Origin of the sequence: Parasediminibacterium schistidii (genome assembly GCF_046546515.1) — a bacterium.
Classification (GTDB): Bacteria; Bacteroidota; Bacteroidia; order Chitinophagales; family Chitinophagaceae; genus Parasediminibacterium.
Genome location: NZ_JBKHKJ010000027.1, coordinates 64,466 through 76,585, shown reverse-complemented (window position 1 = coordinate 76,585; position 12,120 = coordinate 64,466). Strand labels below are relative to the sequence as shown.

At 41.2% G+C, this 12,120-nt stretch carries 12 protein-coding genes; 1 reads left to right on the top strand and 11 read right to left on the bottom strand.

Annotated features, from left to right (window positions below; translation table 11 throughout):
* Nucleotides 1–57: 57 nt before the first annotated feature.
* The 4 genes from ACHFIY_RS15065 to mraZ all read right to left on the bottom strand — a co-directional run bounded on the left by ACHFIY_RS15065 (nt 58) and on the right by mraZ (nt 4,310).
* Nucleotides 58–2,190, bottom strand: coding sequence for a penicillin-binding protein (locus ACHFIY_RS15065; RefSeq protein WP_410846939.1), 2,133 nt, complete (start codon nt 2,188–2,190; stop codon nt 58–60).
* Between the two features lie 231 nt (nt 2,191–2,421).
* The gene (locus tag ACHFIY_RS15060; protein ID WP_410846938.1) at nt 2,422–2,760 is read right to left on the bottom strand and encodes an FtsL-like putative cell division protein; all 339 of its coding nucleotides are present in this window, start codon (nt 2,758–2,760) and stop codon (nt 2,422–2,424) included.
* 101 nt (nt 2,761–2,861) lie between these two features.
* Nucleotides 2,862–3,830 carry a 16S rRNA (cytosine(1402)-N(4))-methyltransferase RsmH gene (gene rsmH / locus ACHFIY_RS15055; protein ID WP_410846937.1) on the bottom strand — a complete coding sequence of 323 codons (969 nt, stop codon included), beginning with the start codon at nt 3,828–3,830 and terminating at the stop codon, nt 2,862–2,864.
* Between the two features lie 39 nt (nt 3,831–3,869).
* Nucleotides 3,870–4,310 carry a division/cell wall cluster transcriptional repressor MraZ gene (mraZ, locus tag ACHFIY_RS15050; protein ID WP_410846936.1) on the bottom strand — a complete coding sequence of 147 codons (441 nt, stop codon included), beginning with the start codon at nt 4,308–4,310 and terminating at the stop codon, nt 3,870–3,872.
* Between the two features lie 1,451 nt (nt 4,311–5,761).
* On the opposite strand from mraZ, the gene ACHFIY_RS15045 reads away from it, so the two are divergent.
* Entirely contained in the window at nt 5,762–7,054 is a 1,293-nt protein-coding gene (locus ACHFIY_RS15045) for an S-adenosylmethionine:tRNA ribosyltransferase-isomerase (RefSeq protein ID WP_410846935.1), read from the top strand.
* 88 nt (nt 7,055–7,142) lie between these two features.
* Here ACHFIY_RS15045 and ACHFIY_RS15040 read toward each other — a convergent pair whose 3' ends face one another.
* From ACHFIY_RS15040 to ACHFIY_RS15010, 7 genes are all read right to left on the bottom strand, one after another.
* A complete protein-coding gene (locus ACHFIY_RS15040) occupies nt 7,143–7,973 on the bottom strand; it encodes a hypothetical protein (protein ID WP_410846934.1) in 831 nt (276 codons plus the stop codon).
* 363 nt (nt 7,974–8,336) lie between these two features.
* Nucleotides 8,337–9,080, bottom strand: a complete 744-nt coding sequence (locus ACHFIY_RS15035; RefSeq protein WP_410846933.1) for a TPM domain-containing protein — start codon at nt 9,078–9,080, stop codon at nt 8,337–8,339.
* Nucleotides 9,081–9,088: 8 nt separating this feature from the next.
* Nucleotides 9,089–9,550, bottom strand: a complete 462-nt coding sequence (locus ACHFIY_RS15030) for a TPM domain-containing protein (RefSeq protein WP_410846932.1) — start codon at nt 9,548–9,550, stop codon at nt 9,089–9,091.
* A gap of 132 nt (nt 9,551–9,682) precedes the next feature.
* The gene (locus ACHFIY_RS15025; RefSeq protein ID WP_410846931.1) at nt 9,683–10,276 is read right to left on the bottom strand and encodes a LemA family protein; all 594 of its coding nucleotides are present in this window, start codon (nt 10,274–10,276) and stop codon (nt 9,683–9,685) included.
* 152 nt (nt 10,277–10,428) lie between these two features.
* A complete protein-coding gene (locus tag ACHFIY_RS15020; protein ID WP_410846930.1) occupies nt 10,429–10,641 on the bottom strand; it encodes a hypothetical protein in 213 nt (70 codons plus the stop codon).
* A 72-nt stretch (nt 10,642–10,713) separates the two neighbouring features.
* Nucleotides 10,714–11,034, bottom strand: a complete 321-nt coding sequence (locus ACHFIY_RS15015) for a hypothetical protein (protein ID WP_410846929.1) — start codon at nt 11,032–11,034, stop codon at nt 10,714–10,716.
* 10 nt (nt 11,035–11,044) lie between these two features.
* Nucleotides 11,045–11,623, bottom strand: a complete 579-nt coding sequence (locus ACHFIY_RS15010) for an RNA polymerase sigma factor (RefSeq protein WP_410846928.1) — start codon at nt 11,621–11,623, stop codon at nt 11,045–11,047.
* Between the last annotated feature and the right edge of the window lie 497 nt (nt 11,624–12,120).

Genomic DNA, 12,120 nt, shown 5'->3' with positions numbered 1-12,120 from the left:
CTTACTACTTACTACTTACTACTTACTACTTACTACTTACTACTTACTACTTACTACTTAATTCAATTCCACCGTTACCACCTGCCCATGCGCTACTGATTGGCCGGGGTAGATAGATTGTGATGCTACTTTGCCTTTGCCTTTCACATTCACTTTTAATCCCATCCCTTCGCACAAAACCACTACATCTTTCAGCCCCATGCCTTTTAGCAAAGGCATATAATTATTGCTGACCGACCTTTCGCTTAGCGTGGCTGCAGTGCTGGTGCCGCTTAGGCTTACAATACCGTCTATGCTGTTGTCGTTGTCTTTATTAGGCAGCTTTATTGCATTCAACACTTGTTTTATATCTTGCTTTGAGCCCACATAGCTAAAAAAACTACTGTCCGTCTTTATTGGGGTGGCAGCATAATTAACCTGCCTTACATAAGTAGTATATAACCTGTCTGCTATTTCTTTAAACACAGGCCCTGCTACTGCTGCACCATAAAAAACGGGTGCATGTGGTTTGTTCCTTATCACTACTATGCAAGTATATTGCGGGTTGTCTGCTGGGAAATAGCCTGCAAAAGAACTTTGGTAAATCATGTCATCATACCCCTTGTTGCCATTGGCTACCAAGGCTGTACCCGTTTTGCCAGCTACCTTGTAAACGCTATTTTTAAACAATTCCTTACCTGTGCCTTCAATACAAACGCCTTCTAAACATTCCTTTAATTGAAGCAAAGTAGAATCGCTGCATATTTTGTCTATCAGCACATGCGGCTGGCGGTCGTCTATTACTTCACCCTCGTCTTTCACGGCATTCAACAAATACGGCCTCATCATTTTGCCGTTGTTGGCAATGGCGTTGTACAGGGTGAGGGTTTGCAAAGGAGTAACTTCCAAATTGTACCCAAATGCCATCCAGGGAAGGGTGTTTGCGCTCCAAAACCTACTGCCCGGCTTGTGTATAACAGAAGGGCGTTCCCCTGTAATGTCTATACCTGTAAGCGTATCCAACCGCATATTGTGCAAATGCCCTAGGAACTGGCTTGGCTTCTTCCAATAGCTGTAGTACGCCATCTTGGCCATGCCCACGTTGCTGCTTAGTTCAAAAGCCTGCTTTGCAGTTACCAGCATACGGCCATGCTTTTCAGAGTCGTAAACAGTTTGCCCATTTATTTCCCACACGCCGCCATTTAGGTTCACAGTGCTGGCAAGGTTTATTTTTTTGTCTTCTAATAAACTTAGCATCGTTGCCAGTTTAAACGTGGAGCCCGGCTCTGATGCACTTATTGCATAGTTGAAATTCTCCCCAAAACCATATTCCTTGCCATCTTTGTCCAAAAGCTTCCCAAGGTTGGCTATTGCTTTTACCTTGCCTGTTTTTGTTTCCATCACTATTGCGCAACCATGCTCCGCATCGTTTTGTATCATCATTTTCTGCAAGGCATTTTCCGCAACTTCCTGTATAAACACATCAAGGGTTGTTACTATGTCTTTCCCATTCTCTGGTTCTATTTGCAAATCATCCCCCCCTTCAACAGGCACGCTTACCCCACCAGCTATATACCGCACTAAGTGTTTGCCGCTTGTACCTTTCAATATGGTATCGTAGGTTTGTTCCAAGCCTATTTTTTGTGCATTTTCCCTATCTAGCCCTATTGTCCTGTATGCAAAAATTTTATACGGGTTCAACCTAATTGTCCTGTTGGAAACAATGAAACCACTTTTGTTCCTGCCCAACCGCACCAGTGGGAATTGCTTTAAATCTTGGTATTGCCTGTATGAAATGTTTTTTTGCAAAAGGAAGTAACGGTCTTTTACTTTAAACCCATGCTGCAGCATTTTGTGGTATTCGCTTTCAGACCTGTCTTTAAACAAGTTTGCCAAGCAATGGCTAAGGCTATCGACATTGTTCCTGAAGCGTACCCCACTTTTTTCACGCAAGCCATCAGCGGCAAAATCTATATATATATCAAACTGAGGGATGCTGGTACTTAGCATTTTACCATCTTCGCTATAGATAGTGCCACGCTCGGCTTCTACTTCTTCTATTTTTTGGTGCAGGCTATCGCTCATGCTGCGCCAATGCTGCCCTTGCACCTGCTGGATGTACACCGCTTTGCTGAAAATAACCAGGCATACTATCACCATCAAGATGTAGCTGAGGTAAACCCTCCATAGTATGTCCTTTTTTACTTCCATAATTTAACCCGAACCCCCATCCCCTAAAGAGGGAAAGAAAGGCTGCCTTTATTTTAAATGGTTATGCTTTATGTTTCCCAATTTTCCCGATGGGCTTCACTTTTCGCTCATGTATGCTTCCTTTCCCGAAGGGCTGATGTATGCCGCCCTTTCAGGGCTATATTTTATACTTTGTCTATAGCCTTGTATAAAATATCCTATCTTACTCCATTGTGCTTGACCACTGACCACTCACTTCTCAACCTGCAAACGTTGTGGCACGTCTTTCGTTATTTTCAAGCCTAATGGCTCTGCCGCTTTTTCTACTTGTGCCTCTTCGCTTTTATACATCACTTCACTTTTTACTGTCTTGTACTCGTATTGCAGGTCTTTTATCTCCTGCTGTGTTTTATTAATGTTCCTGATGGCCTTGTCTGCCATGTGCCCGTTGGCGATATACAAAACGGCCATAGCCGATAAAAACAAGAAAAAATTAAGGTTCTGGGTAATCCAACGCCCGCCAGACAAGCTATCGCCCAAACTCCTCAGCCTGCTGCTTTTAGGATTGTCTTTTTTTGTTTGCGCTTCCATATAAAGTTTTTAACACGAATTTTTAGAACATCTTTGAACACTATTTTTTACGAATTACACGAATTTTACTGCCTTAAAACTTAAAACTCAAAACATAAAACTTAAAACAACCTCTCCGCTACCCTCAGCTTTGCGCTCCTGCTACGCTTGTTCAGCTTCAACTCACCTTCTGTTGCCGTGATGGGCTTTTTATTCACCAATGCCCATTTTTGCTCCTTGTTATTTTGCACAAATGGGTTATCGTCCTCGCTTTCGTCAAAACTGCCATTCTTAAAAAACTGCTTTGCCAGCCTGTCTTCCAACGAGTGGAACGTGATGATGGCAACCCTTCCACCGGGTTTTACTACTTCGTTCAATTGAAGCAGCATTTCTTTCAATGCATCCATTTCCTCATTCACTTCTATCCGCAACGCCTGAAACACCTGTGCCAAATACTTATTGGGATTGCCCTTAACCACGGGACTAATCATTGCCTTGAACTGCAAAATGGTTTGTGCCTGCGTTTGCTGCCTTGCAGAAACGATATGCTTTGCCAACGTTTTTGAATTGCTCACTTCGCCATACTGTTCAAATAACTTATGCAACTGCTGCTCCGTGTATGTTGCAATAATTTGGGCTGCATCCAGCAATTGCCTTTTGTCCATCCGCATATCTAGCGGCCCATCAAACCGGATAGAAAACCCCCTGTCTCCTTCGTCAAACTGGTGGCTGCTTACGCCCAAGTCTGCCAACACCCCATCTACCTGTTTTATTTTGTGCAACCGCAAAAAACGGTGCATGTGCTTAAAATTTTGTGGCACAAAAACCACCCGCTTATCTGCCGGAAGGTTGCTTACTGCATCTTCATCTTGATCAAAAGCAACCAATTTGCCATCCTTACCGAGTTTTTCCAATATGCCCCGGCTGTGTCCACCGCCGCCAAATGTGCAATCGACATATATACCATTTGGTTTTATATCCAAGCCTTCAATGGTTTCATCAAACAATACGGGTACATGGTACAATGGGCCTTGCGTGGGGCTATCTGCTTGTGTGCCATCATCTTGTACTGCTCCTTTTTTTACTTTCATTCAATAACCGCTATTAAGCGTTTAAAACATTCAGTTTCTTTATAAAAACAACTTGTTGGCCAATTCACTAAACTTCGTAGGGGATACCTTCTTAAGGACAGCATCGTATTTATTGGGCTCCCATATCTCAAAAAAATCCGTCATGCCCGCAATAATCATCTCCTTTTTTAAACCAGCATATTCTTTTAAAGTAGGCGGCACCAATATCCTGCCTGCCGAGTCTAGTTCTATTTCAGTTACACCCCTTAAAAAAATACGCTTAAACGTCCTTGCCTCTTCATCAAACTTATTTAAGGCATTCAGTTTTTGCTCGATGGCTTCCCATGTTTTTACCGGGTATAGCGTAATGCACTCTTCAATCCCCCTTGCCAGTACAAAAGTGTTTTCACCTTCTGCAAACTGCTTTTTTACCCCAGCAGGTAACAGGAAGCGTTGCTTCGAGTCTAGTGTTACCTCATATTCGCCAGAAAAACCGTTCATTTGCCTTAATTAGGATAGAAAACCTACACTTTCTCCCACAAAATAACACTTTTATACCCGAAGAAAGCAACTTTTTGACTTTTGAATTTATCCACAGATTTTTTTAGGCTGAAAAGCAGGACTGCATTGGGCTTTGGCAATTTTTTGGAATATATACCCTGCTTATGCTGTTCATAAGCTGTGGATAATGTTTAAAAAATGTTAGCTACTGGGGAGTTTATTAAGAATTGAAAGGATTTTTTGTAAATTTAATGCGAATTTCTTATTCTATAGTAGAAAAAAGGCAATTGTGGGCAAGTAAAAAGAAAGTTTAACCACAATGCACACAAAGGGTTTGCACAAAGGGTATTAGGTGAAATAAGCAATACTTAGATAGTACGTTTAACTTGTTCCCCCTTGAAGGTATCGTTTACACACATTTTTTAACTTGCCTAATTTTAATTGAAGCAGATTGCTTAATCGCAAAGATTTGCAAAGCGATTTATGCAAAGAGGGAGCAAAGGGGATGCAAAAAGGTAAAACACGCTGCTTAAAGGACGTAAATATTAGGCAAAGCCGCTGCTTTACCACCAAGACCGTTGCTATAAGCGTTTACTACATAAAAAACAGTTCCACATTAGCTCTCCAAAGTATAATTTTCATTTTGTTAACCCAGTTGTACTGCTCTTTGCGTTTACTTTGCCCCTTTAGGGGTTGAGGGCAAGTGAAACGGGGTACATAAAAATGTTTCGCTTGGACTGTCTTTTTTATTTGTCCTGAAACGTGCCCAAATTTATAAAAATCTTATCTTTGGCGCATAAATGCACCTGATTCAAAGCATTTACAAAGCTAGTGTCCCAGCAGCAATATCGTAGTTCTTTTTTTACTAATATTAAAATAGTAGTTTTTAAAAATTAGGGTATTATAATTCCTTATCAAAAAATAATCACTATATAATCATAAAATGATTAGTTTATTATCAGTTTCTTATCAATAAATAATTAATAAATGATAGTAAATTATCATAAAATATCACGTTTTTTCTACTAAAAATTCGCTAATATTACTGATAATCAATCCTTTACAAAAATTAAGAGGATTAAAAAAAAAAATCAGAAGTGGCAAAAAAGACCAAAAATTGGCAAAACTGAAACTATTTTAACAAAATAACCTGCGAAAGGATATTATAAAAAATATACAACTGTTCTCGTTTTGCCCTCCCACTTCTTGCTGCCTCTCCCGTGAGAGAGTTTGTTCCTGCCTTTAGGGATAAGTGAGGCCGGATGGGAGAAGGGTTGTGCCAGGGTTATTTTGTACTAAAAAGAAAAAAAATAATGCACCCAGTGATACGTTTTACCTTAAAAAGGATAGCAATTTTGGTTTACTTTGCGTAAAATTTTGCATCGTTTGAGGTTAATTAGCTACTTAAATATGACAATAATCCTTATTTTATAATACAGAATTCATCAAACGTGCCGTCCCCGCAACATTTATCAATACTTGATTATACCTACCAGCTACCTGAAGAGCAAATTGCTAAATACCCGCTGTCCAAAAGGGACGAAAGCAAGCTATTGGTATATAAGGATGGGAGCATTACCGATAGTGCCTACAAGCACCTGCATGAGCATTTGCCGGCAGACAGCCTGCTTGTTTTTAACAACACCAAAGTGGTGGAGGCAAGGCTTCTGTTTACCAAAAGCACGGGCGGGGCAATAGAATTGTTTTGCTTGGAACCGGGCGATCAATACGCCGACATTACTACTGCAATGTTGCAAAAAGGGAAAGTTCTGTGGAAATGCCTAGTAGGCGGCGCAAAAAAATGGAAATCCGAGCCGTTGGCAAAGCAAATTGATTACGGCATCAAAAAGCTGGATTTGCAAGCAAGCATGGTAGAAAGGCTTTCTGATTATTTTTTAATTGAACTAAGCTGGGACGATGCCTCGCTCAGTTTTGCAGAGGTATTGCACCTTGCTGGGCAAATACCATTGCCGCCCTATTTAAACAGGCTGGCAGAAGAAACTGACAAAACCACTTACCAAACCATCTATGCTCGGCATGATGGCAGCGTGGCTGCACCTACCGCAGGCCTGCATTTTACGGACAGCTTGTTTGAACAATTGGCAGCAAAAGGGATAGAACACAAGTTTGTAACACTACATGTAGGTGCTGGCACTTTCAAGCCTGTAAAGGCTGCCACCCTGCAGGAACATGAAATGCACGCAGAGTTTATTGATGTTACTATAGGGTTTATTGAAGATTTGCTAGCCAACTTGCACAAAACAATAGTGCCAGTAGGCACCACTTCGTTGCGGACAATAGAGAGCTTGTATTGGCTGGGGGTGAAAGAACTTAGTCGTAAGTCGTTAGTCATAAGCCATAAGTCTGTCGCGAGTGATCAGTCATTAGTGGTCAGTGGTCAGTTAGAAAATAAAGAAGAAATGGCGTTATACCAATGGGATGCTTACGAATTGCCGCAGGATGTGGCGGCGGCAGATGCCTTGCAGGCATTGATAGATTGGTTAAAAGAAAAAAAGTTGGACAGGTTAATTACCAAGACACAATTATTGGTTGCACCTAGCTACAAACTTCGCATTGCAAAAGCCATTGTTACCAATTTCCACCAGCCACAATCTACGTTGCTATTGTTGGTGGCTGCTATTGTGGGTAACGATTGGCGGAAATTTTACGACTATGCCCTAGCAAACAATTACCGCTTTTTAAGTTATGGGGATGGGTGTTTGTTATTTGCGCCAGAAAGCTAATTTTGCCACAAAGACTCCAAGGGAAAGAAGTTTTTTTGCCACAAAGACACCAAGGCTCGAAGCAGCACAAAGAAAAAAAGAATAGAAACTATTGCACCGATACTGTGGTTGTGCCTTTTATGTTCATGGGCAGGCTGTTACCCATTACCTCGGCGGTTCCATTGGATGATATAGTTGAATTGCCAGCTTTCAGCACGCCTGTTTTTTGGTTGTATGTAAAAACAGAAGTGGTAATGCCAGACATATTTTGCTTCATGTCCATTTCCATTACATGGATACTGCCTACAAATGAAGTACCTACGTTTGCGGTAATTTCTATTTCATCGCCCGTTAGTTTTGTAATGGTAAAAATAGACACCATTTTCATATTGCCATCGCTGCTTTTTTCATCAGTAGTCCATTTGTCGCCAAGATTCTTGTTCTTCGCAGCCAAGGGGACAAACAATTGCCCAACAAACCCACTTGCCGAAGCACCGCCACCTCCAGTCAAAGCCTGGGCAACAGCCCCCATTGCATCGTCCATTTGGTTGCCAGTTCCTTTTATCTTTCCATTAATAATGGTAAATTCTTCTTGTTTATTCAAGTTTTTTAATAAAGGTGCCAATTGGGGGCTAGTGGCAGTTGACTTATCATCACTATCGAAATTTTGGTCTTGCCCCATAACACTAAAATGACCTGTTATGCGTTTTACAGTACCATTAATTACCAGCGTACTGTCATTAACAAGTGTTTTTATTTCTATCTCTACATATAAAGTATTGGTAGATTCTATCAACATATCTGTACCCATCATGGATGTGGTGGTGTTGATTTTTGATTCTTGTGTTAAGGTAAACTTAGAGCCTGGTGTTAGTTTGGCTTGACCGAATGCACCCGCCAAAACAAACATTAAACTGAAAGAAAAAACAATTGACTTCATAAATATATTAATTGGTTTTAGCCACAAAGACACTAAGCAATGTTGTCAAAACAAAGTGAGCAAGTTTAACCGCAAAGGTCGCAAAGCCATTAAACGCAGAGAAGACGCAAATAGGTTACTTAAAGACAAGAAAAACGTTGCACTTATAGGACGAAAAGGCTATTCGACAAGGTTACTTCATTCTTAAATAGCCTAATTTAAAATTGCTTAATTTATTTAACCCGCATTCCTAAGACTCAAAGCAGCACTAAGGAATTAAGCAAAGCAAAGAAGGGATTGAACATTTTTGAGTTGTGAGAAGTAATAAGCAATATCATACTTTCACTTTAATCCCCGAAATCCTATAAATCATAGTTCAGACAACTACCAGCCACCACTAGCGCCACCGCCACCGCTGCTACCGCCGCCAAACCCACCAAAGCCGCCGCCGCCGCCTCCAAAGCTGCCTCCACTATCGCTCCTGCCACCAAAGCCACCACTACTAAACAAAAGTGGGATAAACAAACCGCCGCCACCGCCGCCGCCCCTACTACTACCTAATATTGCAAATACAATAAACAAGATGATAATAAAAATAATGCTTCCGCTACCTCCTCCTTTTCCTTTTTTTTGTGCTTGTACCTTATACTCACCCACAGCGGCTTTTGCAAGGTTATCCACGGCCTCGTCTAGCCCTTTGTAATAGTTACCTGCTTTAAAGTTAGGAGTTATATGGTTTTCAATAATGTCTTTTGCCGTAACATCTGGTATTGCACCTTCTAGGCCATAACCTACTTCTATTCTTACTTTCCTGTCATCCACGGCCACCAATATCAATATGCCGTTGTTTGTTTTTTTATTGCCAATGCCCCAGCTCCTGAAAGTAGCCGTGGCCACATCCTCAATGGGTTCATCTCCTAGGGTAGGCACAGTTACAATAGCTATTTGGTTAGATGTGCTATCGTCTAGTGCTACTAATTTTTGTTCCAATTGTGCTTGCTCTTGGTCGCTCAATACATGCGCATTGTCAACCACTAGCCTTGCAGGGCTAGGCATTGGTATTACTTTCTGGGCATTTGCAATGCAGCAGCTAATAAGCAATAAAAATATAAAAAGGATTTTTTTCATGTACTTATTTACTTGCCAAATACAATATCATCGGGTAGTTCATTAATATCACCTTCGTTATTGTAAGGGAAATGCTCGTGCAAGGCCTCCCCTATTTCCTTAACAATGGTGGCAATACCTTCGGAATATTCTTTTGCATCGAAAAACTGGATAATTTTTGCTACCTTTTTGTCCCAAAACTCCTTGCCTACTTTTTTATAAATGCTTTCGTCGCCATAAATGGCCAGTTGCCTGCTTTTGATGGCTATATATACCAATACCCCATTCCGTTCCTTGGTTTTGTATATGCCCAAATCGTCAAACAATTCTATGGCTCTTTGCAAGGGTTCAGGTGATGTACATTTGCTTTCAATATACACCCTTATCTCGCCACTAGTCCTATGCTCCGCTTCTTTAATAGCAGCAACAATCAGGTCGTTCTCTTCCGGGGAAAAGAAATCGGCTGCCTTGCGTTTAAACCAATTGAACATAGAAGAGGGTTTTGTCTGCCACAAAGGCACGAAGCCTCAAAGTAGCACAAAGGAAATAAAGAAGAAAAAAAGAACCTTTTTTTTATAATAGTGTTGCCAACTTTTTGAAGGTTGGCAGCACTATTATACACGCTATTTAATATTAAACTGAATATCCGGCACCTTATCGCTGCCAGCATCAGCTTCGTAGTAAGGCTTTTCTGTAAAGTGGAAAATACCTGCAAAAATATTATTAGGAAAACGTTTTACCTGCAAGTTATAATCCTGCACGCTGGCGTTGTAGTCTTTCCTTGCAATGTTAATGCGGTTTTCAGTTCCTTCTATTTGCGTTTGGAAATCCTGGAAGGAGCGGGTTGTTTTTAAATCTGGATAAGCTTCGGCTACTGCCATCAACCTGCCAAAAGAACTTTGCAACTGCCCTTGTGCTGCTTGGAACTTGGCCAAAGTAGCGGGGTCGTTAATGTCAACCCTTACCTGCGTGGCACTTGCCCTTGCGGCCAATACGTCTTTTAAAGTTGATTTTTCAAAATTAGCGGATCCTTCTATGGTTTTAATAACGCTGCTGTACAAATCGGTACGGCGCTGGTAGTTGGTTTCCACATTGCTCCAGGCTTGTTTTGTGCCTTGGTCGCCAGTTACCAATCCATTGTAGCTGCTGCAACCGCAGCCACCCAATATTAAAACCAACGCAGCAATTACAATAAGCGTGAGTGTTTTCGTGTTCATATTTTATTATTTTAAAAACAATAGTATAGCAAAGCTAATACCTACTGTTGTTATTTGACGGAATGGCAGGTATTTTATAGTTAAAATGATGAAAATTGGTAATTAGTAAGGGCAGAAATTCTTCTGCCCCTACATGTAAACCTTAATATTCCTTATTCCAACTCCTTGCAATAATGCCCGGCCTGTTGCAACGAATGTTCTACCTGTTGCGGCACAAGTGCCAGGGTTTCTATGCGCAGGATATTGTCGCTATCGTGCAGGTCGAAGTTCCATTTCAGGATGTCTTTCATGGCACGCAGCACAGGGGCAACCTTGCGCACCTGTTTCATTTCTGTGATGTCTGTTTTAAAAATGAAGATATTCATAATAAGTCGTAAGTGGTAAGTGATAAGTGGTAAGTCATCAGGAATAAGCAGTAAAGTCCAAGTCGCAAATTCCTAATTATTTTTCCAGCTCCTGCATCGGCTTCTCCAGTCGTTTTTAAACTGTTCCCTTTCTTCTGGGGTCATGTTTAGCCATTTTTCTTTCATTTCCGTGCGGCCCCGGCCAAAGCCGCCGCCGCCTCTTTTAAAGCCACCAAACAATATTTTACTTAATACAAATATGCCCAGTGCTTGTAAAAATGTAATGGCTTTTACACCTATTACTGCTACCAATATATTGTTCCAAAGGCTCATTACCACAAAGCCCAGCAAGGGTATGCCTATAGCCACCATGGCTACGCATCCTACTATTTTCCTTACCCAAAAATGTTTCATAAAATTGTTTTTAATAATTGATTAATTCGTCGTGCAGCACCTGCAGCCTGTCCCTCAAATGCAATACAGCATACCTTTTCCTAGACAGCAAAGTGTTTACCGTTTCGCCCGTTTGCGCTGCTATTTCCTTAAAAGGCACACCCTCCAACTCATTTAGTACGAATACTTGTTTTTGTTCTGCCGGCAGTTCGTCCAATGCAGTATTGAGGGTTTCCCAAAACAGGCTCCTTAAGTAAGCCGTTTCTGGCGTGTTGTCTTTTTCGGCCAGCAGTTCTGCCCAGCCAAGCATATTTTCATCATCTGTATCGTCATACAAATCGTCTAGTAATTCGGGCTTGTGCTTGCGCTTTACGTCTGTAATGCGGTTGCGCGCCACCCTAAACAGCCAGGCAGTCAATTGTTCAATGGGTTGGGCATTGTCGGCAAGCTGGTAAAACACATCCTGCAAAATATCCTCGGCATCGGCTTCGTTGGCTACCCTTTTCCGGATAAAGCCAAGCAAGCGCTTGCTATAGTCGCCGATGATTTGTGAGATATTGCGTTTCTGCTCTTCTGCCATCCTAGCCGTTAATGTAAGTGCTGCCTCCATCGTATTAAAGGCAGACGAATGATTAAAAGGAATATTGTAAATTAAGATAAAAATTGCTTTTAAGACTCAAAGGCTGAAAGTTGGGCTCATTCTTTTTTGGGCTGCTGGAGAATGGCAACCTATCATTTCTTGCAAACTTGATAGGGGCAAAATCCAAAACTTATAGCCCATTTTCAGGGGCATTGCCCGCATGGTTTGGTTGGCATTTGGCACCCTAAATTCAATTTTGAGACTTTTTTGCACCATAACTCATTGAAATACAGTATTTTATACTTTTTAAGAGTGCGTGTTTTGTGAGTGAAAAGTGGTTCTTTTTTGAGTGTTTTGTGCATATTTTGTGAGTGATTCCCGCAGAAAAGTGCGTACTTTTTCGGTGTTTTTTGAGTATGGATGTAAACTATCATGACTTTTTTTTGTATGTTAAAAATTAGCACTACGGGGAAGCTAACTTAGGGTAGGCTAGACACTGGTATAACAACGAAAACAAAGGCCATTTA

What these genes read in the sequence shown, in the direction of transcription:
- ACHFIY_RS15030 (WP_410846932.1), bottom strand. Translation starts at nt 9,550, where the DNA reads ATGTTCAATTGGTTTAAACGCAAGGCAGCCGATTTCTTTTCCCCGGAA.
- ACHFIY_RS15065 (WP_410846939.1), bottom strand. Translation starts at nt 2,190, where the DNA reads ATGGAAGTAAAAAAGGACATACTATGGAGGGTTTACCTCAGCTACATC.
- ACHFIY_RS15035 (WP_410846933.1), bottom strand. Translation starts at nt 9,080, where the DNA reads ATGAAAAAAATCCTTTTTATATTTTTATTGCTTATTAGCTGCTGCATT.
- ACHFIY_RS15025 (WP_410846931.1), bottom strand. Translation starts at nt 10,276, where the DNA reads ATGAACACGAAAACACTCACGCTTATTGTAATTGCTGCGTTGGTTTTA.
- ACHFIY_RS15020 (WP_410846930.1), bottom strand. Translation starts at nt 10,641, where the DNA reads ATGAATATCTTCATTTTTAAAACAGACATCACAGAAATGAAACAGGTG.
- rsmH (WP_410846937.1), bottom strand. Translation starts at nt 3,830, where the DNA reads ATGAAAGTAAAAAAAGGAGCAGTACAAGATGATGGCACACAAGCAGAT.
- ACHFIY_RS15040 (WP_410846934.1), bottom strand. Translation starts at nt 7,973, where the DNA reads ATGAAGTCAATTGTTTTTTCTTTCAGTTTAATGTTTGTTTTGGCGGGT.
- ACHFIY_RS15015 (WP_410846929.1), bottom strand. Translation starts at nt 11,034, where the DNA reads ATGAAACATTTTTGGGTAAGGAAAATAGTAGGATGCGTAGCCATGGTG.
- mraZ (WP_410846936.1), bottom strand. Translation starts at nt 4,310, where the DNA reads ATGAACGGTTTTTCTGGCGAATATGAGGTAACACTAGACTCGAAGCAA.
- ACHFIY_RS15010 (WP_410846928.1), bottom strand. Translation starts at nt 11,623, where the DNA reads ATGGAGGCAGCACTTACATTAACGGCTAGGATGGCAGAAGAGCAGAAA.
- ACHFIY_RS15060 (WP_410846938.1), bottom strand. Translation starts at nt 2,760, where the DNA reads ATGGAAGCGCAAACAAAAAAAGACAATCCTAAAAGCAGCAGGCTGAGG.